Consider the following 20,443-nt stretch of genomic DNA (forward strand, 5'->3'; position numbering starts at 1 on the left):
GAACCGCGCTGGCAGTGGTCCCAGCTCAGGCGAGGCAGTTCCTGCTTGACCATGACCAAGCCCTGCTTGTCGGTGCGGCCCGACCACACCGGCTCGCCCAGGCAATCCGAGATCTGCACCTGCGCCCCTTCCACCGGCTTGCCTTTGTCCAGCGTCGTCACCCACACCATCGAGTTATTCGTGCTCGTCTTGAAATGCACACCCAGGTTGGTCACCAGCACGCTGGTGCGCACGTACATGGGCGCATCGCGGTCCAGCAAGGCCTGGCCCAGCTTGGCCGACGCCACCTCGACCACGTGGAAGCCCGGGTGGCTCATCGGGATGCCGATCACCTCAAAAGGCCGCGGTTCGGTCTTGGCATCGCTGGACGGCAAGCTCAGTTTCTTCGCGCCAGACTCGCGGTTGAGCAAACTCACCGTGCGCGTCTGCACCACGTCGGGCGGATCTTCGTTGCCCTCGTCATCCGACACGTCTTCGCCATAACGTTTCGCCTGGCGTGCCGGTTTGGCCTTCTTGACCGGCGGTGGCAGCTTGATGCCCAGCTCCGACTGCACCTCGGCGCGCGGCAAGCGGCCTTCGTTGTAGCGCTTGACCTTGCCCAGCCATTCGATGATGGCGCGGTCGTCGGCCAGCTTCAAATCACGCACGGCGCCGCCTGGTGTGGCCAGGCCCTTCACCTTCAAATCGCCTTCGATGCGGCGCACCGTCAAAGGCAGCATGGGCTCGGCATTCAGCTCCAGGATGCCGAAGGTGGCGGCCGGGAACTTGGCCAGCGCTGGCGCCTCCGCTGTGCGCGTCTTCAAGGGAAAGGCGCTGGCGTTGCTCAGCACACGGCCCGCGTCATCGCGCAGGTCGGCGGGCAACTCGATGCGGACATCGGCACTTTCAGGCAAGGGCCCTTTGAACTCGACAGCGCTGACGCCGCTCTCGGACGGATCGATGCCCACCTCGCCCTGGTTGCGGCTGAACAGGTGGAAGAACTTTCGGACGCCGTTCTGCACCACCGACAGCAGTTGTTCCTTGGTCTCGCCACGCTGCTGCTCGACCTCGGGCTTGTGCGAGCCATCAGGCGCGACCAGCACGATGCGCTCGGCCAGCTTGCGCGGCACGGGCGATGAAAACTCCAGGCGCATCGGGCGGATGGGCAGGCAATCGGCGCGCGAACTGGTGCGCTCGCAGGTGAAACTCGCGGTGAACGGCGGCCGCACGGTGTAGTCCAGGCTGCGGTCGGCTGAATTGGGCACGCCCGAGGGCGTGGCAATGCCACGGCCCCACACCACCTGAACGCGCGCGTCGTTGGGCAAGGGCCGGCCACATTGCACCGTCGCCACGCGGGCTTGTTGCGGCACCAGGTCCACCGCCTTGAGGATGGCGTCGCGCACCGGGCCCATCACCACCTTCAGCGGCACGCGCTCGCCCAGGCCCCCGACTTCGCAATGACCGTGCTGTTGAATGCTGGCAGGCGTGGCCGCGCCGGTGAGCAGCAAGGCAAAGACTTGCTCTTCTTCGATGCGGCTGCCCTCGCCCGCCGAGGGATAGGCACGGACGATGGACGGACCACCCGTGCTGAAGTCGTAGGCCGCTGGCCCTTGAACGGCATCACCCGCCAAGGTCTTCAAACCCATCTTGAGCTTGAAGCTGCACTTGGTGCCCGCCGGCACGTCCTGCGTGAAGTCGTGCACCCAGGTCTTGTCGTCCACCCAACGTCCCGTGCCGGCTGGCGGCGTGCTGTTGGCACAGGCCAAATCAAACGGCGCGGGCAACTTGGGGTCACCAAAGCGCACCATCGATTCGGTGAAGGTGGCCCGGGCCTGCCGCACACGCGCCACCTCGCCCTGGGGTGAAAAAGTCTGCACCGTGGCGGCGGACAACACACCCGCGCTCAAAACCAGCGCCGCCCAGATCAAGGTTCGGGGCATGCGGCGGCGCAACCAGTGCTGACTCATGGGGTTTCCTCTGCTTTGTGGTCCTGGGCAGAGACGATATCAGTCTTCCGACCAGGCCAGCGGCCAACCCCTTTCATGCAGCCTGCCTCGCGTGACGCGGATTCGCAGCAAACGCAGCGCACCGGTGTGCTCGGCCTGTTCGGGGCTGTCGTGCTCAACCTCTGCGAGCCCTTGCAGCCACAGCAGCGCGCCACGTTCAAAGTCCATGAACAGGAGGCCCACCTTGGGGTTGCTCACAATGTTGCCCAAAGTGTTGAACATGGCGTTGCCGGTGTAGTCGGGCACGGTCAGCAGCGTGCCTTCGGCCTCATCGCGCAGCTTGACGAAACCGGACAAGCCCCCGCGGTGCGACACGTCCACGCCTTCGCTGCGATCGAGGTCCCTCGCCGACGCATTCGGTGACGCCGAAGCAATGAAGAAGGTGTCCGCCTGTTCAATGAGGGCTTGCGCCCGCGGCGACAGGTGGGCGCCTTCGTCTTGAAACGCAGGTCCAAGGACGCCCAAGGGTGGCCTGGCGTCGGGCACCCAAAAAGCCTCCCGCGGCTGGATGTACTTGGGGCAGTTGCCAAAGCTTTGCCGCACCGCCACCGTGGATCCGAACTCATTCACCCGCGTCAGCACCCCATTCATGCGGTTGCGTCGGCGGGTGTGCGGCTGGATGCCCAGCAGGCCCAGTTGCATGCCCGCCTGCCAATGCGATGCCAGTGGGTCATCGGCCAGCAAACCCGCATTCAAATGCAGCGATCGCGCATCGGGCGAGTCCATGAAACCCGGTGGCCCCGCCATCACCGTGGCCCAGGGATGCCCCCCTGCATCCAGTGCACCGATGACGATGAAGGGCAAAGTGGCGAAGAAGTCGCGGTGCTGGTCGGGCATGTGGTCCCGGATCATCTGCCGTCCGCGCGCCTCCATCACCTCCCGCACCCCGGTCAGGCTTTGCACGTGCTGCTCGCCAGGATGAAAGGGCGAGGTTTCCCGCTGGGTGTTCATGCCGGCTTCTTGGCAAATGGTTCGGTCGAAGGCATGGGCAGGAAACCCGGCAACGCTTCCAACTCGGCCAACCAGCGCCGCACCTGGGCATGGGGCTCAAGCGAGATGCCGCCTTCGGTCACGCGGGCCGTGTAGCTGTACAAGGCGATGTCGGCCACGGTCGGGTGGGCTTCCGATGCCAGGAAACGCTGCGCCGCCAGGTGCTGGTCCATGACCCGCAGCAACTGGGTGGCCATCTCCACCACGGGTTTCTCGGGCGTTCCACCCGTCAGGCCTGTCCACCGCACCTTGGCCACGCCATGCGCCAGCGGTCCGGCAGCCACGCTCAACCAGCGCTGCACCTGCGCAATCTGGGCAGCATCCTCGGGCCACCATTGGCGCGATGGGTCGTACTTCAAAGCCAGGTACACGATGATCGCGTTGCTGTCGGGCAGCGTCAGGTCGCCGTCTTGCAGCACCGGCACCTGGCCAAAGGCGTTCAAAGCCAGGAAGGCCTCGCCTTTGTGCTCGCCCTTGGCGAGGTTGACCGGCACAGTCTCGAAAGGCAAGCCAAGCAGGGACAGGAACAGGCGCACGCGGTGGGCATGGCCCGACAAAGCGAAGTCGTGCAGGCGGATGGTCATGATGAAGCTCCTTGTTGAAGTGCGCTCAGCTTATTCACACCGAACTTCAATGTGAATCACCAAACCCAGCAACTGATCATTGCAAATTGCGCAACAATTCAGCCATGGACCAGTTCGAATCGATGCGCGTCTTCGTCACCGTGGCCGACACCCAGAGCTTCGCTGGCGCCGCACGCCAGCTCAAAAGCTCGCCGGCCGCCATCACCCGAGCCGTGGCCGCGCTCGAATCACACCTCGGTGCCCGGCTGCTGCACCGGACCACCCGCAGCCTGCGCTTGAGCGAGGCCGGCGAACGCTACCTGGCCGATTGCCGCCGCATCCTCGGCGAGTTGAACGAGGCCGACGCTCTGGCCAGCGGTGCCCACGTCGAACCGCAAGGGCACCTCACCGTCACGGCGCCCGTGCTGTTCGGCCGCATCCACATCGCGCCATTGATGTTCGACTTTCTGAAAGCCCACCCGCGGGTGCAGGCCAAGGCCATGTTCGTGGACCGCGTGGTGCACCTGATCGACGAAGGCGTGGACGTGGCCTTGCGCATCGCGCACCTGCCCGACTCGTCCCTGAGCGCGATCAAGGTGGGCACCGTGCGGCGGGTCATCGTGGCCTCTCCCGATTACCTGGCCCGGTATGGCGAACCTCAATCGCCCGATGAACTGGCCCAGCACGACGCCATCGGCGTCTCAACCTCGGGCGGGCCCTTCACCCCCTGGCAGTTCGCGCGGCCCGACGACCCTGCACGGCAACCACGCCCAGCGCCTTCACCACGCGTGCAGATGACGGTCAATGCCACGGAGGTCGGCATCCTCGCGGCCTGCGCTGGACATGGCCTGACCCGCGCCATCTCCTACCAGGTGGCCGAGTACGTGGCATCGGGGCGGTTGCGCATCCTGCTGGCCGACTTCGAACTCGCCCCCATCCCTGTGCACCTGGTGCACCCGGAAGGCCGGCACGCGGCGGCCAAGGTCCGGGCCTTCATCGATTTCGCGACCCAGCGCCTGCGCGCCCACCCAGCACTGAACGATGTTGAGCCATCTCGGGCACGGTGATTGCAAACTGGGTTAAAACAGGGGGCGGCCATCTCGCCGCCGCCACTCAGCCAGGAGACCCCCATGTCCGCACTGCCCGATTCCGCGACGCCCGAGATCCAGAACATCTACCGTCAATTGGCCAAGGGCCTGGGCCATGAACTGGTCACCGACGACAACGTCTTCGCCCTGATCGACCTGGCCAAACACCACGGGCACGAGCTGCTGGCCCGCGAACTGAAAGAGTGGCAGGCCCCCTGCTCGACCCCTGACGACCGGCCGCGCACCTTCGCGCCCACGGGCGGATTCAACAAGGAACACGTCAAGCACTGAGCGAGCATCTGGGGCCTTGCGGCCCTGGGCACATGTTCAGCAAGAAAAGTCACAGGCCCGCGTAGATGACCTTGACTTCCTCGGCGCCGTGCACCCGCTCCAGTCGGCGCACGATGAAATGCCCGCGGGCCATGCGCTGGAAGTGCTCCATGAACAAGGTGTTGATCACCGCGCCGCCCACTGCGCCCACCACCGGCACCGCCTGCGCCATCACCTTCTCGGACACATTGACCGAGAAACGCGAGGCCACCTGCGCGATCAGTTGCACCAGGGCCGCGCCCTTGCGCTGCACCAAACCTTTTTGAGCCACCTGCCTGGCCGCTTCCGACACGGCCTGCGCCATCGCGGCACGCGCGGCGAAGTAACCGGTTTCGGCCGCGTCGTCCTTGTCGGACCGGCCGCCCAAGGCCAGCACCTGCACGCATTCCAATTGGGCTTCGGGCGAATTCAGGTCCTCTCCTTCGCTGCGCGCCACGTCGGCGATCGAACGCAGCATGATGGTGGTCGACACCGGCAATTCGATCAGCAAGGCCGACAGCCCGAAAGCCCCGCCCACGGCCCCCGACGCCCCCACGGCCAGCTTGTGCCAGACATTGGCGGAATGCTCGATCGTCTGGCCGCGCTCCATGGTCTTCAAGGCCACGTCCATGGCCTTGGCGATGGACTTGCTGGCCGCCTCGTTGATGAGCTGCCCCCACTTCTTGGGCAGCATGCCAAAACCTTTTTCCAGCGGTGTGCCGAGCACATCACTGATCCTGGCGACCAGCCCTGGGTTCTCAAGCAGGATCTTCGCCTGGCGCAATTCGTCGATGTCGGAGCTTGAAAGGGACATGGTCCATCCTTTTGTTCTGGCTTTCATCCAAGCAAATGATGCGCCCGCCACTGAAGGCCTGCCAAGCCCTTTCACGGTGTCAATTTTGCTGATCTGGGTTCAAATGACGCGTTGAACATGGAGGTGCCGAAGGTGAACGCGAGAGGTCTGCTTTGGACGATGGCGATCCTGGCCATGCTGTTGCCCAACTGCGCCAGGTCGGAATCCTTGCGCTGCAATGGCAACATCACCTCGGAAGGCGACTCCCGCATGTCCGTTCTGTACAAGTGCGGACAGCCCGTGCTGGTCGATGCCTTCTGCGCGCCCGTTTACTACGCGCCCACCCTGGCGCCTGTGCCGCAGCCTTTCGCCAGCGTGGTCGTGCCCTGCCAGCAGGTCGAGGATTGGCTCTACGACCGTGGCCCCGGCAACCTCATGGCCACGGTGCGCTTCAAGTCGGGCGTGGTGCAGTCCATCAGTTACGGCCGCACGCCTCAATGACTCACAGGCACCCTCCCATGCTCAGTTGGTCTTGACGCCCAGTCGGGCGGCCAGGCGGTGAAAATTGCTGCGGTCCATCCCCGCCTCGCGTGCCGCCGCGGCCATGGCGCCACCATGCCGTTTCAGCGCCGCCACGATCCAGCGCCGCTGGAAAGCATCGGTGGCGGCCCGCAAGCTTTCTCCGATCGGGGCCATCCATCCAGTGCTGTCATCCGGCTTCGCCGCCGAGCCCTCCGCGGCCATGGCTTGCACGTCCAACCCCAAATGCGCGGCTTCGATGGCCACCCAGCGGGCCCCTCGCCCCTGCTCGGACAGGGCCCGCAAAGCGGCACGATTCACAAGGTGCTCCAGTTCACGCACATTGCCAGGCCAGTCGTAAGCCAGCAAGGCCGCCTTGGCCTGGGGTGACAAACGCAGGTTGCGAGCCCCCAGGCGATGCTGGTTCTCTTCCAGAAAACCACCCGCCAGGGTCAGCACATCCCGGCCACGCTCGCGCAAAGGTGGCACATGCAGCGGGTACACCGACAGGCGGTGGTACAGGTCCACCCTGAAACGCCCTTGCGACACCTCCTGCTTGAGATCCCGGTTGGTCGCGGCGATCACGCGCACGTCCACCCTCAAAGCCTTGTCACTGCCGGGCCGCTGCAGCTCACCGCTTTGCAGCACGCGCAGCAGCTTGGCCTGCACGGTGGGCGACAGCTCGCCCACCTCGTCCAGGAACAGGGTGCCGCCATCGGCCAGTTCGAACTTGCCCACGCGGTCCTGCACCGCGCCCGTGAAGGCGCCCCGCTTGTGCCCGAACAGCTCGCTGTCGGCCAGGGTGTCGGGCAAGGCCGCGCAATTGAGCTGGATGAGCGGGCGCTCCCGCCGCCCGGATTGCGCGTGCAGCTGCTGCGCCACCAGCTCCTTGCCGACACCCGTCTCGCCCAGCACCAGCACGGTCAGGTCGGACGGCGCGACGATGTCGATGTCACGCAGCAACTGCTGCAAGGCATCGCTGTGCCCCAGCAACTGCCGAGGTTGCTGGCTGGTCTGCAGCAATGCGCGCGAAACCGCTTGCTCGCGTTCGGCCCGTTCGGCCAAGGCACCGATGGTGTCCTGCTTCTCGATGCCGTCCTCGAGCATGGCCTTCAAGGCCTGCAACTGCCCCGGTGACACGTCGCCCAGTGCGCCAGGGGTCAGGGCATCCAGGGTGACCAGGCCCCAGAGGCGGCCGCCCACCATCAAGGGCGCCCCCATGCAATCGTGAACGGGCAGGATGTCGGGGTGCCCGGCCACCAAGCCATCGTAAGGGTCGGGCAAATTGCAGTCGGGCGGGAAGCGCAAGCCTTGCACGCTCGACAGCAGTTGCGACAAGCGGGGATGCCGCGCGACCGCGAAACGACGGCCCATGGTGTCTTCGCTCAGGCCATCGATGGCCACCGGCACCAGCATGTCATGGTCCAGCCGCAACAAAGCCGCGGCATCGCAACGCACCAGGGCACGGGCGGCCGACAGCAAACGCTGGTACGGGGCCAAGGGGGTTTCAAAGGTCAATTTCACAACACGCCCGTCAATATGACAACACACATCATGTTGTCATAAGCACAACGAACGAGCAAGTCCTTCGCCAAATCAAGCACTTGCACGCGCCGATCACCTGGCACGCAATTTGGATTGATTCAGGCACACCTCTATTAAACAGGACGCCTCTCACCATGTTTTCCGCTCAAACCATCGCCCTCATCAAGGCCACCGTGCCCGTGCTCCAACAGCATGGCGAAGCGATCACCACGCATTTCTACCAACTGATGCTGCGCGAGCATCCCCAACTCAAGGCATTCTTCAATGAAGCGCACCAGGCCCAGGGCACGCAAGCCCGCGCGCTGGCCGGCGCCGTGCTGGCCTACGCCGCCAACATTGACCGATTGGAAGCCCTGGCCGGCGCACTGCCCCGCATCATCCAGAAGCACGTGGCCCTGGGTGTCCAGGCCAAGCACTACCCCATCGTCGGGCAATGCCTGCTGCGCGCCATCAAGGACGTTCTGGGCGATGCCGCCACCGACGACATCATCGCGGCCTGGGGCGAGGCCTACACCGCGCTGGCCCAGTTGCTGATCGATGCGGAGGAGCAGGTCTACCAGGCGAATGCCGCCAAAACGGGCGGCTGGCGTGGCACGCGGGCGTTCAAAGTTGCTCGCAAGGTGCCCGAAAGCGATCTGATCACCTCTTTTTACCTGGAGCCCGCCGATGGTGGTGCCTTGCCCGCCTTTCAGCCCGGCCAGTACCTGACCCTGGTGGTCCACGTCCACGGACAGGAAGCCCGCCGCAACTACTCCCTGTCGGACGCACCAGGCAAGCACTGGTTGCGCATCAGCGTCAAGCGCGAACCGGGCGGACTGGTGTCGAACTGGCTGCACGACGAGGTCCAGATCGGGCAGGAACTGCTGGTGCAGGCCCCCAGTGGCGATTTCGTGTTGGGCGACACTGCGACGCGTCCCCTGGTGCTGGTGAGCGGTGGCGTGGGCATCACCCCGGCCATGTGCATGCTGGAAGCCACGGCAGCATCTGGCCGGCCGATCCATTTCATCCACGCGGCCCTGCATGGCGGCGTGCACGCTTTCCGCGACCGGGTGGACGAATTGGCGCGTCAGCATGGGAATGTGCGCACCACTTATGTGTACGACCAACCACGGGGCGATGAACAGGCCCATGCGGTTGGCCGCGTGAACCATGAGATCCTGGCCCAGCACCTGCCGGACGACCGCGACGTGGACCTGTACTTCATCGGCCCCAAACCCTTCATGCAAGCCGTCTACCAGATCGGCCAGACGCTGGGCGTGCAGACCGACCGACTGCGCTACGAGTTCTTCGGCCCGCGGGAAGCCATCGCCTGAGTGGCCTGAACCAGCACCCTGGCACAAAGCATGCATCCCACCTCGCACTGGGAGACATGTCGTGGTCAGACAACGCGAACGGCGCTTTCAGCCCAATCTTTTGTCGAATGCCCCGCTTCACTCCAGCGGGGAAGTCACTCGGATTCGGATCACCCGGGTGAATACACGCGCGCCTATGAGCCGCGCCGAACAAAGGGTGGCCCTGTTGATCTGGGTCGGCTCCATCTGCATGGTCTTGCTGGCGTTGTCGGAGATCGCCAAGGCGATTTACGGCATGGCCAGGACTCTCATGTTTTAGCTACCAGGGCCACGTCAAGATTCCCACGACGGTGCACAGCATCAAACCAAGGTCCAGCAACCAATCCATGTCGATGCGCCCAGGCTGGGCCCTTTTTGGGGCACCGTTTTTCTTCACAGGCCCCCGCCCAGCGCTCAGGCGCTTCGCGCATTGCTCTATCCGTTGGTCTCGAAGTGGCGTGTTCATACTGTATATTTATACAGTATTTTATGATCCTTGTGAAGCCCAGCCAGACATCGCCGAGGGCAGGAGAAGCCTTCAAGGAAGAAGCCGGTTCACCATCGGTTAAGCGCGCAATCGAAAACTCAGCCTTTACCTCGCAGGGCCGAAAAATCAACCGCTCCCGTTCCGAGGCTGGCAAGAAAGACCAGGAGCAGCACCAAGCCCACGGCAACAACGATCGAAAACTTGTTGGGAGCTTTCATGCTTGGCCCTCGTTTACCGTGTTGATGTCTTGAGTCGAACCGCGTGTAATAGCTTTAGTCATCGCATGCTCCTTGCAATGGTGGACTCCAGCAATCGGCAATTGCGATGCCGGGGCCATGGTTAAAGCGCATGGTCAAAAGAAAAACCCCCTAGGAGAACCAGTCTCATAGGGGGCATTCTGTTTCTGGCGGAGACGGAGGGATTCGAACCCTCGATGCGCTTTTGGCGCATACTCCCTTAGCAGGGGAGCACCTTCGGCCACTCGGTCACGTCTCCAGCACAAGCTGGCATTATAGCGGTGAAAACGACGCCTTCCTTGGCGCTGCCGTCAAAACAACGGCATGCTCACCATCCAGATCAAGCGGCGCGGGCTTCTTCCAGGCCAAAGGCCTTGTGCAAGGCGCGCACTGCCAGTTCCATGTACTTCTCATCGATCACGACCGAGGTCTTGATCTCGCTGGTGGTGATCATCTGGATGTTGATGCTCTCTTCCGACAGGCAACGGAACATCGTGCTGGCGATGCCCACGTGGCTGCGCATGCCGATGCCCACGATGCTGACCTTGCAGATTTTCGGGTCGCCCACGACCTGCTGCGCCCCCAGGGCAGGCACCACCTTGGTTTCCAGCAGTTCCATCGTGCGCGCGTAGTCGTTGCGGTGCACGGTGAACGAGAAGTCGGTCTTGCCATCGTGCGAGACGTTCTGGATGATCACGTCCACGTCGATGTTGGCCTCGGCCACCTTGCCCAGGATCTGGTAGGCGATGCCGGGGGTGTCGGGCACGCCAACCACGGTGATTTTGGCTTCGTCGCGGTTGAAGGCGATGCCAGAGACAACGGCTTGTTCCATTTTTTCGTCTTCCTCAAAACTGATCAGCGTGCCCGACGATGCTTCCACGTCGAGGTCGATATCCCAGGGCGTGAAGCTGGACAAGACACGCAATGGCACACGGTATTTGCCGGCGAATTCCACCGAGCGGATTTGCAGCACCTTCGAGCCCAATGACGCCATCTCCAGCATCTCTTCGAAGCTGATGCTGTTCAGGCGGCGCGCTTCGGGCACCACGCGGGGGTCGGTCGTGTAGACGCCGTCCACGTCGGTGTAGATCAGGCATTCGTCGGCCTTCATCGCCGCGGCGATCGCGACGGCCGAGGTGTCCGAACCGCCACGGCCCAAGGTGGTGATGTGGCCGTTGGGATCGACCCCCTGGAAGCCGGTGATGACCACCACTTTACCCGCGGCCAGGTCGGCACGCACGCGGACGTCGTCGATGCTTTCGATGCGCGCCTTGGTGAAGGACGAATCGGTCTTGATGGGCACTTGCCAGCCGGCGTAGCTGACGGCCTCCAGGCCTTCGGCCTGCAAGGCGATGGCCAGCAGACCGACCGACACCTGCTCCCCGGTCGAGGCGATCATGTCGAGTTCGCGGGGGCTGGCGCGGTCGGAGATTTCCTTGGCCAGGCCCAGCAGGCGGTTGGTGTCGCCGCTCATGGCCGAGGGCACGACCACCAGTTGGTGACCAGCCCGCACCCACTTGGCCACGCGCTTGGCCACGTTCCGGATGCGCTCCGTGGAGCCCATCGAGGTGCCGCCGTATTTGTGAACGATCAGTGCCATGTCAGATGAAGTTGAAGGGTAACGATTACTCGGTCGAGCCTTCGATTTTAGCCCGATCAGTCAGTCACGACTGACCGCTCCTCCATCGTGACCCGTTAAATTGTCAGATCAGGCACCCAAATCAGGGTGACCTGGGCTTCCCCAGGTGCCGCCAGGGCACGGGCATCCACCCCCAAGCCCCGTGCGAAAACCAGCTCGCCTTCCGCATACACCAGGGGCCCGGCACGTTCCCACTCGGGCACGGCCTGGGCCTGGAACTGCTTTCTCAAGGCCCGGGATGGGCGCTTGGGGCCCAACTGGAAATCTTCACCCCCTGTCCGGCCCCGGACTTCGACCTGCGCCAAACGGGACAAGGCCACGCCACCTTGTGCCACGGGCGAGACCAGCAAGGCGCCGCCCCACGACGGCAATTCATGGCGCCCCGGGCCCTGGATGCTCAAGCGAACCGTGGGCACGCCTTCGGCCAGGCGCCCCGCCAAGGCGGCCGGCCGGCAGGTCAAAACACCGCGGTACAGGCACACATCGAAAGCACCCGCGCGCCATTGGATGGAGCGGCCCGTGCCAACCAAGGCGGGCAATTCCGAGGTCAGGCGCGCCACCGCGCTGGCGGGCAGGTGCCGCGCCGTGCGGGTGATGAACCAATGCCGGAGCAGCTCCCGTTGTTGCGGCAAAGGCCAGACCAGCAGCGCAGGCGCACTCATCGCCTCATCCTGTTCGGGCAAAAGCAAACCGGCCAGCGACTGCTCCAGCCAGATCTCCAGGCAGGCCCGGGCATCGGCAGCCCGGGAGGCTGACTGGGCCAAGGACACCTCGGCCTGCTCGAAGGCGGCCTCCAGTGCCGGCCACACGGTCAAGCGGACACGGTTGCGGGCAAAACGGGGATCGGCATTGCTGTCGTCTTCGACATGGCTCAGGCCATGCTGGGCCACATAAGCCTCGATGGCACGGCGTGGATGCGTCAACCAAGGCCGCGCCCATTGGATGCCATGGCGATCCGCCATGGCCGGCATGGCCGACAAGCCGGCCATGCCCGCGCCACGCAGGGCCTGCAGCAGGAAGGTTTCGGCCTGGTCGCGCCGGTGGTGGGCGAGCAGCACGGTGTCGGCCCCTGCCTCATGCGCCATCTCGGTCAGGGCCTGGTAGCGGGCATCCCGCGCCAAGGCTTCGACGCTGTCGCCTTGCTGGCGCTCCAGGCGAAGCCGTCGCCAGACGAGGCTGACGGGCAGGCCCTGGGCGGCCCAGGCTTCGCATTGCGATTGGGCATGCGCGAGCCACTGGTCGGCGTTCGGACTCAGGCCATGGTGCACGTGCAGGGCCACCACGCGCAGGCCCGCTTGCTCGCGGGCGGCCACGGCCGTGGCGTGCAGCAAGGCGGTGGAGTCACGTCCACCGCTGTAGGCCACGGCGATGCAGCCCCCCTCGCCCGCCGCGCCCATGGCGCTCAATGCTCTTTGGTGTCGTTGTAGCGGCCGTAGCTTTGCAGCCGGTCGTAGCGCTGCTGCAGCAGTTCCTTGAGCTTCAGGTCGCTGAGCTGGCGCATGGCGTCGTTCAAGCCGCGCTTGAGGTTGGCCGCTGCCTGCTTGTGGTCGCGGTGCGCGCCACCCACCGGCTCGCTGACGATCTTGTCGACCAGGCCCAGGGCCTTCAGGCGGTGCGCCGTGATGCCCAAGGCCTCGGCCGCGTCTTCGGCCCGGTCCGAGGTCTTCCACAGGATGGAGGCGCAGCCTTCTGGCGAGATCACCGAGTACACGGAATACTGCAGCATCAGCACCTGGTCGGCCACGCTGATGGCCAGGGCACCGCCCGAGCCACCTTCACCGATGATGGTGGTGATGATGGGCACTTCCAGGCGCGCCATCTCGAAGATGTTGCGGCCAATGGCCTCGGACTGGTTGCGCTCTTCGGCACCGATGCCTGGGTAGGCGCCCGGCGTGTCGACAAAGGTGAACACCGGTAAGCCGAACTTCTCGGCCACCTGCATGAGGCGCAGGGCCTTGCGGTAGCCCTCTGGGCGCGACATGCCGAAGTTGCGCATGGCACGCTCCTTGGTGTCACGGCCCTTCTGATGGCCCAGCACCATGCAGGCCTGGCCATTGAAGCGCGCCAGGCCGCCCACGATGGACAGGTCGTCCGCGTAGTGGCGGTCGCCGTGCAGCTCCTGGAAGTCGGTGAACAGCTCGTTCACATAGTCCAGCGTGTAGGGCCGCTGCGGGTGCCGCGCGATCTGCGTCACCTGCCAGGGCGACAGGCTGGAGTACACGTCCTTGGTCAGTTGCAAGCTCTTCTTGCTCAGCCGGTCGATCTCTTCCGAGATGTCGACGGCCGATTCGCTTTGCACGTAGCGCAGCTCTTCGATCTTGCTTTCAAGTTCCGCGATCGGTTGCTCGAATTCCAGAAAATGTCGTTTGCTCATGGCAGATTGTCCTCGGTCACGCGCAGCAGGTTTTTATGATGCCGCGGGCAGCGGGTCAAGGCTGCGCCACAGATACCACGTTCCCACTGTGCGATAGGGGGCCCAGGCTTCCGCGATGTCGCGCGCTTCGGCACGCGACACGGGTTCACCGCTGAAATAACTTTGGCTGATCGCCTGGATCAATATGGCGTCATCCAGCGGCAGCACATTGGGCCGCATCAGGTGAAAAATCAGGAACATCTCGGCCGTCCAGCGGCTGATGCCGCGGATGTCCACCAGTTCCTCGATGATGGTCTCGTCGTCCATGCGCTCCCAGTGGTTCACATGGACACGGCCTTCGGCGAAATGCTCCGCCAGGTCTTTCAGGTATTCGGTCTTGCGGGCCGACAGGCCAGCGGTGCGAAGCTGGTCGGCCCCCATGGCCAGCACGGCCTGCACCGACAGCGGTGCCCGCGACTGGGGCGGCTGCTGCCCCACCAGGGTCAGCAAGCGTTCCCAGACCAGTTGGGCTGATTTCTGCGAAATCTGTTGCCCGACGATCGAGCGCGCCAGCGTGGTGAACGCGTCCCGGCGGCTGTACAGACGCCCCTGCCCGTAATCGGCCACCAGCTTGCGCATCACGCGATCACGCTTGGCCAGGTGCTTGCAGGCTTCGTCCCAATAAGGGGGCGTCACCAAGGCGGGCACAAGCTGCTGCGACGCGGCGGCGGCATCGGCTGCTGCCTGGAAATCGGAGGACGACATCAGGCTTTGACCCACGTCGTGCCCTGCGGGCCGTCTTTCAAGACGATGCCCTGCCCGGCCAGTTCGTCCCGGATGCGGTCGGACTTGGCGAAGTCCTTGGCCTTCTTGGCTTCAGCCCGGGCAGAGATCAGGGCATCGATGGTGGCGGCATCCAGCCCCCCCGCCTCAGCACCGCCTTGCAGATAGACCTGTGGCGGCTGCTGCAGCAAGCCGAGGATGCCTGCCAGCGCCTTCAGCAGGCCAGCGGCTTCGACCGAGGCAGAGCGGTTCACTTCGGCCGCCAGGTCGAACAAGACCGCCACGGCAATGGGTGTGGTGAAGTCTTCGTCCATGGCGGCCTTGAACCGAGCCGCCTGGGGGTGGGACCAATCGATCTGAACCGCGGGCACATCGGGCACGGTGCCCAGCGCGGTGTACAGACGGCGCAAGCCTTGGCGTGCATCGTCCAGACCGGCATCGCTGTAGTTGAACGGGCTGCGGTAATGCGTGCGCAACATGAAAAACCGCACGGTCTCGCCGTCATAACTCTTGAGCACGTCGCGGATGGTGAAGAAATTGCCCAAGGACTTGGACATCTTCTCGTTGTCCACGTTCAGGAAGCCGTTGTGCATCCAGTAGTTGACGAAGCGCTTGCCGCTGGCGCCTTCGCTCTGGGCGATTTCATTCTCGTGGTGGGGGAATTGCAGATCCAGGCCGCCGCCGTGGATGTCGAACTGCTCACCCAACAGGCTGCACGCCATGGCCGAGCACTCGATGTGCCATCCAGGGCGGCCCGCACCATAGGGCGACTCGTATTTGGCATCTTGCGGCTCTTCAGGCTTGGCGGCCTTCCAGAGCACGAAGTCGAGGGGATCGTGCTTGCCATCGGCGGCCTTGGCACCCGCGCCGTTCAGTTCGCGTTCACCCGCGCGCAACTGGTCCAGCGACTTGCCGGACAGCTTGCCGTAGCCTTGGAATTTGCGCACCGCGTAGTTCACGTCGCCGCCATCGGCCTGGTAAGCCAGCCCCTTGCCTTCCAGCTTGGCGATCATGTCCAGCATCTGCGGCACGTACTGTGTGGCGCGCGGTTCGTGATCTGGCGGCTGGATGCCCAAGGCACCAATGTCCTGGTGCATGGCCTCGGTCATCTCGTCCGTCAACTCGCGGATCGTGATGCCACGCTCCACCGCCCGGCGGATGATCTTGTCGTCGATGTCGGTGATGTTGCGCACGTAGCTCACCATCAGGCCGGAAGCCCTGAGCCACCGCTGCACCACGTCGAATGACATCATCATGCGGGCATGCCCCACGTGACATAGGTCATAGATGGTCATGCCGCAGACATACAAACCGACCCGGCCAGGAACCAGGGGCACAAAGGACTCGACCTGCCGCGACAGGCTGTTGAAAATACGCACGCTCATTGGAGAGAAATTCTGGTCAGGCGCCCAAGACCACATCCGGTGTCGGACGACACGGGCCATGTGGTACTTGCGGCAAAGCAACAAGTGCGCAGGGCATGCACGGGCCCCGTCAAACTTGCAACGCTCAGATACAATCCAACGAGTATAGCGGCCCACTTGCTGCCGAGGATGACAGATACTTTTGCGGCCGCTGCATGGCTGGTATCCTCGAAAACGGCAACCAACACAAACCCATCGGATAAATACCACTCATGCAAGCTGTTGCGCCTAAGTTTGGAGTCCGCTTCACGGCCCTGGCCGCCAAGTGCTTGGCCATTGCCACCTTGTCCATGACCGCCTTCGCGGTGCAGGCAGATGAAGTCGGCGATGTTCAGAAACTACTCTCTGCTGGCAAGAACACCGAAGCCCTGCAGAAAGCCGACCAGTTCCTGGCAGCGCGGCCGCGCGACCCCATGATGCGATTCCTGCGGGCCATCAGCCTCTCGCAAGCTGGCCGCATCCCCGAGTCCATCACCGCCTTCACCAAGCTGACGGAAGACTACCCCGAGCTGCCTGAGCCGTTCAACAACCTGGCGGTGCTCTATGCCCAGCAAGGCCAGTACGACAAGTCGCGCAACGCGCTCGAAATGGCGATCCGCACCAACCCCAGCTACGCCACCGCCTACGAAAACCTGGGCGACGTCTACGCCAAGCTGGCCAGCCAGGCTTACTCCAAGGCCTTGCAGATCGATACGCGCTCGGCCGTGGCGCCCAAGCTCGCCATGATCCGCGACCTGTTCCCCAAGGAACGTGGCACCTCGATGGCCAGCCTGAGCAACAGCAGCAGCACCGCCCCGGCGGTGCCCTCGCCGTCGCCCGCCCCCGCCCCCGCGCCAGCCCCCAGCAAATCACCTGCGCCGGTGCCTGCGCCAGCGCCTGCTCCCGTGACCAAACCGGCGCCAGCCTCCGCTCCGGTGGAAGCCAAGGCCGAAGCTGGCGAGCGTGAAGTCGAAGCGGCGTTGCAAGCCTGGGCCAACGCCTGGAGCAAGAAAGACCTCAGCGGCTACTTCGCCGCCTACAGCCGCGACTTCAACGGCGGCAAATCCCGCAAGGCCTGGGAGCAAGAGCGCCGCGAGCGCATCCAGGGCAAGCGCAGCATCTCGGTCAAGCTCTCCAAGATCGACATCTCCATCAATGGCAACAAGGCCACCGCCCGCTTCCACCAGGACTACAAGGCCGACAGCCTGAGCGTGAGCAGCGGCAAGCGCGTCGATCTGGTCCGTTCCGGTGGTGAATGGGTGATCGTGAAGGAAAGCACCGGTTCGTGATGAGTGGAGATCTGGGCCGACCGCCGCGCCCTGCGGCAGGTCGGCGTTTTTCCGTGCTCCTGCGGAGCATGCTGATGGCGAGCGCAATGGGCCTGGGTCTTGTCGGTGCAGGGACTTCCCATGCGCTCAAGCCCGTCCAGGCAAGCCAACCTGCCGAAGCCCGCCTCCTCGACATCTACCGGCTCATTGGCGCCGGACAGGGCAGATTGGCCTTGAAAAAAGCCCAGGCCCTGGTCGAGGATGTCCCGAACTTCCAGTTGGCCCAGATGGTCTACGGCGATTTGCTGATGTCCCAGACGGCGCCCCTGAAAGCCATGGGCAGCGCGCCCACCGACCTGACCGAACGCGCACCGCAACGCATTGATCAATTGCGCACCGAAGCCGAGCGGCGCTTGTTCGCCTTGCGCGAACGCCCACCGGCCGATGCCCTGCCCGCCCAGTTCATCGAGATCCCGCCCTCCACCAAGCACGCCATCGCGGTCGATGCCAGCCGCTCACGCCTTTACCTTTTCGAAAATGGTCCGCATGGTCTGCACGTGGTGGCGGACCACTACGTGTCGATCGGCCGCCTGGGCGCGGAAAAGGCCGCGCAAGGCGATCAACGCACCCCCCTGGGCGTTTACTACATCACCAGCCGCCTGGACGGCAAGCAACTCAGCGACTTCTATGGTGTGGGCGCCCTGCCCCTGAACTACCCCAACGAGTACGACCGCCGCCAAGGCCGCACCGGCTCCGGCATCTGGCTGCATGGCGTGCCCAGCGACAGCTATGCGCGAAGCCCCAACAGCACCGACGGCTGCGTGGCCCTGGCCAACCCTGAACTGCAAACCATTCTCGAAAGCGTGCAGCCACGCACCACCCCGGTGGTCATCGCCAAAAGCCTGACCTGGGTGCCCACCAAATCGGCGGAGAATGAACGTCGTAACATGCGCAACCTCATCGAAGGTTGGCGGGTGGCGCGGGCCAGTGGCGACCTGACACGGCTGATGTCGTTTTATTCTGCGCAGTTTTCCAATGGCAACCGCGACGTGAACCAATGGCGCCAGCTGCTGGAAAAGGAAATCGTCGGCCAGCGTGGCCGGTCTGTGCAACTCAAGGACCTGGCCATCCTGGGTTGGCGCGACAAGAGCGACATCCTCGTGGTGACCTTCGGCGAAGTGACCGAAGGTCAACGCACAGGCACCATCAAACGTCAATACTGGGGTAAAGAAGGTGGCCTTTGGAAAATATTCTTTGAAGGAGTGATCGGATGACCTACCTGCCCAAGATCGTCAAAGCCAGCCTGCTGGCGACTGCCCTGAGTTGTGCCGTGATCGGCCCTGCATTCGCGCAAACGGTGAAATTCGCCACCAGCGAGGGCGACATCGTCGTCCAGCTGGACGCCGCCAAGGCACCCAAGACGGTTGAGAACTTCATTCAATACGTCAAATCGGGCCACTACAACGGCACCGTGTTCCACCGCGTCATCAAGACTTTCATGATCCAGGGTGGTGGCATGACCCCCGACATGAAAGAAAAAGCCACGCGTGCGCCCATTCCCCTGGAAAGCCGCAACGGCCTGAGCAACGTCCGTGGCACCCTGGCCATGGCCCGTACCAGCATTCCCGACTCGGCCACCTCGCAATTTTTCATCAACGTCAAGGACAATAACTTCCTTGATGCCGCCCAATCACCCGATGGCAATGGCTACGCCGTGTTCGGCAAGGTCGTGCAAGGCATGGACGTGGTGGACAAAATCCGCATGGTCGAAACCGGCCAGAAGGGCCCCCACGGCGACGTGCCGGTCAAGCCCATCGTGATCAAACAAGCTACCCTGGAGAAATGACATGACCAAAACCGTTGAACTGCAAACCACGGCCGGCGTGATCCGCCTTGAACTCGACGACGCCAAGGCCCCCGCCACCGTCGAGAACTTCCTGAACTATGTGCGCGCTGGCCACTACAACGGCACGGTTTTTCACCGTGTCATCAAAGGCTTCATGATCCAGGGCGGCGGCTTCGAGCCCGGCCTCAAGCAAAAGCCCACGAACGAAACCATCCAGAACGAAGCCAACAACGGCCTCAAGAACGAGCACTACACCGTGGCCATGGCCCGCACCAGCGCTCCCCATTCGGCCAGCGCCCAGTTCTTCATCAACACCACCAACAACGACTTCCTGAACTTCAAGTCGGAAACCAGCAGTGGCTGGGGCTATGCCGTGTTCGGCAAGGTGGTGGCCGGCACTGAAGTGGTCGACCAGATCGAAAAGGTCAAGACCGGCCGCAGCGGTGGCCACGACGACGTGCCCGTCGAGAACGTGCTCATCACCCAAGCCACGGAAGTCTGACGACATGGCCGGGGACACGCTCCCCCCTTTCCCGGCTGCCGAGGCCCTCGATGCACCGCCCTCGTGGCGGTGCATCGATTTTGTCTCGGACCTGCACCTGCATGCCGGCCTGCCCCGCACGGCAGAGGCCCTGGCCGGTTACCTGCGCCACACCCCTGCGGACGCCGTCCTGATCCTGGGCGACCTGTTCGAGGCCTGGGTGGGCGACGACATGCGCAACGAGGCCTTCGAGGCCGAATGCACGGCTTTCCTGGCCGACGCAGGCCAGCGCCTGCACTTGGGCATGATGGTCGGCAACCGCGACTTCATGCTGGGTCAGGAGATGATCGCCGCCTGCCACGCCCACGCCTTGGCCGATCCCACGGTCTTGCACGCTTGGGGCCAGCACCTGCTGCTGATCCATGGCGATGTGCTTTGCCTGGCCGACGAAGCCTACCTGCGCTTCAGGGCGCAGATGCGCCAGCCTGGCGCCCGGGAAGCCCTGCTGTCCCTGCCCTACTCCCATCGCCTGGCCATGGCCAAGCAGATGCGCGAAGCCAGTGCCATGCACCAGCAGCAGCAAAAACCCGAAACCTGGGCCGATGTGGACGAAGCTGCCGCCAGCGCCTGGATGCAGGCGGCAGGCGCTTCGGTCCTGGTGCACGGCCACACCCACCGGCCGGAAACCGCGCCTTTTGGCCCCGCAGGTGGCACGCGCCACGTGCTGAGCGATTGGGACTTCGATGGCGAGCAGCCACGCGGTGAAGTGCTCCGCCTCACGGCCGAGGGATTTCAACGCATCGCTCTGTCCCAGGCCGACTGAG

The 20,443-nt window shown here is 64.0% G+C and carries 18 protein-coding genes, 1 tRNA gene and 1 pseudogene; 9 read left to right on the top strand and 11 right to left on the bottom strand.

Annotated features, from left to right (window positions below):
* The 3 genes and pseudogenes from ACREB4_RS13155 to ACREB4_RS13165 all read right to left on the bottom strand — a co-directional run.
* Positions 1-1,946 (bottom strand): annotated as a pseudogene (locus tag ACREB4_RS13155) (alpha-2-macroglobulin); the annotation flags it as partial.
* A 39-nt stretch (positions 1,947-1,985) separates the two neighbouring features.
* Positions 1,986-2,936, bottom strand: a complete 951-nt coding sequence (locus ACREB4_RS13160; protein WP_431588679.1) for a pyridoxamine 5'-phosphate oxidase family protein — start codon at positions 2,934-2,936, stop codon at positions 1,986-1,988.
* The gene (locus ACREB4_RS13165; RefSeq protein WP_431588680.1) at positions 2,933-3,559 is read right to left on the bottom strand and encodes a glutathione S-transferase family protein; all 627 of its coding nucleotides are present in this window, start codon (positions 3,557-3,559) and stop codon (positions 2,933-2,935) included. Before ACREB4_RS13165 ends, ACREB4_RS13160 begins: the two co-directional genes overlap by 4 nt.
* A gap of 104 nt (positions 3,560-3,663) precedes the next feature.
* Here ACREB4_RS13165 and ACREB4_RS13170 point away from each other — a divergent pair, with 104 nt between their 5' ends.
* Positions 3,664-4,605, top strand: a complete 942-nt coding sequence (locus tag ACREB4_RS13170; RefSeq protein ID WP_431588681.1) for a LysR family transcriptional regulator — start codon at positions 3,664-3,666, stop codon at positions 4,603-4,605.
* A 63-nt stretch (positions 4,606-4,668) separates the two neighbouring features.
* Complete coding sequence (locus ACREB4_RS13175; RefSeq protein WP_431588682.1) at positions 4,669-4,917, top strand: hypothetical protein; 249 nt, start codon at positions 4,669-4,671, stop codon at positions 4,915-4,917.
* Positions 4,918-4,966: 49 nt separating this feature from the next.
* Here the strand turns inward: ACREB4_RS13175 and ACREB4_RS13180 are convergent, their stop codons facing one another.
* Positions 4,967-5,749, bottom strand: a complete 783-nt coding sequence (locus tag ACREB4_RS13180; protein WP_431588683.1) for an EcsC family protein — start codon at positions 5,747-5,749, stop codon at positions 4,967-4,969.
* 132 nt (positions 5,750-5,881) lie between these two features.
* On the opposite strand from ACREB4_RS13180, the gene ACREB4_RS13185 reads away from it, so the two are divergent.
* Positions 5,882-6,229 (top strand): DUF2845 domain-containing protein, encoded by a 348-nt coding sequence (locus tag ACREB4_RS13185; RefSeq protein WP_431588684.1) that lies wholly within the window; start codon positions 5,882-5,884, stop codon positions 6,227-6,229.
* A 21-nt stretch (positions 6,230-6,250) separates the two neighbouring features.
* Here the strand turns inward: ACREB4_RS13185 and norR are convergent, their stop codons facing one another.
* A complete protein-coding gene (norR, locus tag ACREB4_RS13190) occupies positions 6,251-7,771 on the bottom strand; it encodes a nitric oxide reductase transcriptional regulator NorR (protein ID WP_431588685.1) in 1,521 nt (506 codons plus the stop codon).
* Positions 7,772-7,926: 155 nt separating this feature from the next.
* Between norR and hmpA the strand changes: the two genes are divergently transcribed.
* On the top strand, positions 7,927-9,105 hold the full coding sequence (gene hmpA, locus ACREB4_RS13195; protein WP_431588686.1) for an NO-inducible flavohemoprotein: 1,179 nt from the start codon (positions 7,927-7,929) through the stop codon (positions 9,103-9,105).
* Positions 9,106-10,014: 909 nt separating this feature from the next.
* Here hmpA and ACREB4_RS13200 read toward each other — a convergent pair.
* The 6 genes from ACREB4_RS13200 to cysS all read right to left on the bottom strand — a co-directional run bounded on the left by ACREB4_RS13200 (position 10,015) and on the right by cysS (position 16,006).
* Positions 10,015-10,105: transfer RNA gene (locus ACREB4_RS13200), tRNA-Ser, on the bottom strand.
* Between the two features lie 81 nt (positions 10,106-10,186).
* Positions 10,187-11,446, bottom strand: a complete 1,260-nt coding sequence (locus ACREB4_RS13205) for an aspartate kinase (protein ID WP_431588687.1) — start codon at positions 11,444-11,446, stop codon at positions 10,187-10,189.
* 95 nt (positions 11,447-11,541) lie between these two features.
* A complete protein-coding gene (gene tilS / locus ACREB4_RS13210) occupies positions 11,542-12,882 on the bottom strand; it encodes a tRNA lysidine(34) synthetase TilS (protein WP_431588688.1) in 1,341 nt (446 codons plus the stop codon).
* A 5-nt stretch (positions 12,883-12,887) separates the two neighbouring features.
* Entirely contained in the window at positions 12,888-13,859 is a 972-nt protein-coding gene (locus ACREB4_RS13215; RefSeq protein WP_431588689.1) for an acetyl-CoA carboxylase carboxyltransferase subunit alpha, read from the bottom strand.
* 33 nt (positions 13,860-13,892) lie between these two features.
* Positions 13,893-14,603, bottom strand: a complete 711-nt coding sequence (locus tag ACREB4_RS13220) for a DNA-3-methyladenine glycosylase family protein (RefSeq protein WP_431588690.1) — start codon at positions 14,601-14,603, stop codon at positions 13,893-13,895.
* A complete protein-coding gene (cysS, locus tag ACREB4_RS13225; protein ID WP_431588691.1) occupies positions 14,603-16,006 on the bottom strand; it encodes a cysteine--tRNA ligase in 1,404 nt (467 codons plus the stop codon). The genes ACREB4_RS13220 and cysS overlap by 1 nt, the downstream gene beginning before the upstream one ends.
* Positions 16,007-16,257: 251 nt before the next feature.
* Between cysS and ACREB4_RS13230 the strand changes: the two genes are divergently transcribed.
* The 5 genes from ACREB4_RS13230 to ACREB4_RS13250 all read left to right on the top strand — a co-directional run bounded on the left by ACREB4_RS13230 (position 16,258) and on the right by ACREB4_RS13250 (position 20,442).
* The gene (locus tag ACREB4_RS13230) at positions 16,258-17,313 is read left to right on the top strand and encodes a L,D-transpeptidase Cds6 family protein (RefSeq protein ID WP_431588692.1); all 1,056 of its coding nucleotides are present in this window, start codon (positions 16,258-16,260) and stop codon (positions 17,311-17,313) included.
* A gap of 74 nt (positions 17,314-17,387) precedes the next feature.
* Positions 17,388-18,566, top strand: coding sequence for a L,D-transpeptidase family protein (locus ACREB4_RS13235; protein WP_431588693.1), 1,179 nt, complete (start codon positions 17,388-17,390; stop codon positions 18,564-18,566).
* Complete coding sequence (locus tag ACREB4_RS13240; RefSeq protein ID WP_431588694.1) at positions 18,563-19,138, top strand: peptidylprolyl isomerase; 576 nt, start codon at positions 18,563-18,565, stop codon at positions 19,136-19,138. Before ACREB4_RS13235 ends, ACREB4_RS13240 begins: the two co-directional genes overlap by 4 nt.
* A gap of 1 nt (position 19,139) precedes the next feature.
* Positions 19,140-19,640 (top strand): peptidylprolyl isomerase, encoded by a 501-nt coding sequence (locus ACREB4_RS13245; protein WP_431588695.1) that lies wholly within the window; start codon positions 19,140-19,142, stop codon positions 19,638-19,640.
* Between the two features lie 4 nt (positions 19,641-19,644).
* Positions 19,645-20,442 (top strand): UDP-2,3-diacylglucosamine diphosphatase, encoded by a 798-nt coding sequence (locus ACREB4_RS13250; RefSeq protein WP_431588696.1) that lies wholly within the window; start codon positions 19,645-19,647, stop codon positions 20,440-20,442.
* Position 20,443 lies beyond the last annotated feature (1 nt).

The organism is Aquabacterium sp. (assembly GCF_050725395.1).
In the GTDB taxonomy this organism is placed as follows: Bacteria; Pseudomonadota; Gammaproteobacteria; order Burkholderiales; family Burkholderiaceae_C; genus Aquabacterium.

Bases quoted from the DNA above. Each gene is read 5' to 3' on its own strand.
- ACREB4_RS13160 (WP_431588679.1), bottom strand. From the start codon at position 2,936: ATGAACACCCAGCGGGAAACCTCGCCCTTTCATCCTGGCGAGCAGCAC.
- ACREB4_RS13165 (WP_431588680.1), bottom strand. From the start codon at position 3,559: ATGACCATCCGCCTGCACGACTTCGCTTTGTCGGGCCATGCCCACCGC.
- ACREB4_RS13220 (WP_431588690.1), bottom strand. From the start codon at position 14,603: ATGTCGTCCTCCGATTTCCAGGCAGCAGCCGATGCCGCCGCCGCGTCG.
- hmpA (WP_431588686.1), top strand. From the start codon at position 7,927: ATGTTTTCCGCTCAAACCATCGCCCTCATCAAGGCCACCGTGCCCGTG.
- tilS (WP_431588688.1), bottom strand. From the start codon at position 12,882: ATGGGCGCGGCGGGCGAGGGGGGCTGCATCGCCGTGGCCTACAGCGGT.
- ACREB4_RS13180 (WP_431588683.1), bottom strand. From the start codon at position 5,749: ATGTCCCTTTCAAGCTCCGACATCGACGAATTGCGCCAGGCGAAGATC.
- ACREB4_RS13170 (WP_431588681.1), top strand. From the start codon at position 3,664: ATGGACCAGTTCGAATCGATGCGCGTCTTCGTCACCGTGGCCGACACC.
- ACREB4_RS13245 (WP_431588695.1), top strand. From the start codon at position 19,140: ATGACCAAAACCGTTGAACTGCAAACCACGGCCGGCGTGATCCGCCTT.
- ACREB4_RS13175 (WP_431588682.1), top strand. From the start codon at position 4,669: ATGTCCGCACTGCCCGATTCCGCGACGCCCGAGATCCAGAACATCTAC.
- cysS (WP_431588691.1), bottom strand. From the start codon at position 16,006: ATGAGCGTGCGTATTTTCAACAGCCTGTCGCGGCAGGTCGAGTCCTTT.
- ACREB4_RS13205 (WP_431588687.1), bottom strand. From the start codon at position 11,446: ATGGCACTGATCGTTCACAAATACGGCGGCACCTCGATGGGCTCCACG.
- ACREB4_RS13240 (WP_431588694.1), top strand. From the start codon at position 18,563: ATGACCTACCTGCCCAAGATCGTCAAAGCCAGCCTGCTGGCGACTGCC.
- ACREB4_RS13250 (WP_431588696.1), top strand. From the start codon at position 19,645: ATGGCCGGGGACACGCTCCCCCCTTTCCCGGCTGCCGAGGCCCTCGAT.
- ACREB4_RS13215 (WP_431588689.1), bottom strand. From the start codon at position 13,859: ATGAGCAAACGACATTTTCTGGAATTCGAGCAACCGATCGCGGAACTT.
- ACREB4_RS13235 (WP_431588693.1), top strand. From the start codon at position 17,388: ATGGCGAGCGCAATGGGCCTGGGTCTTGTCGGTGCAGGGACTTCCCAT.
- ACREB4_RS13230 (WP_431588692.1), top strand. From the start codon at position 16,258: ATGCAAGCTGTTGCGCCTAAGTTTGGAGTCCGCTTCACGGCCCTGGCC.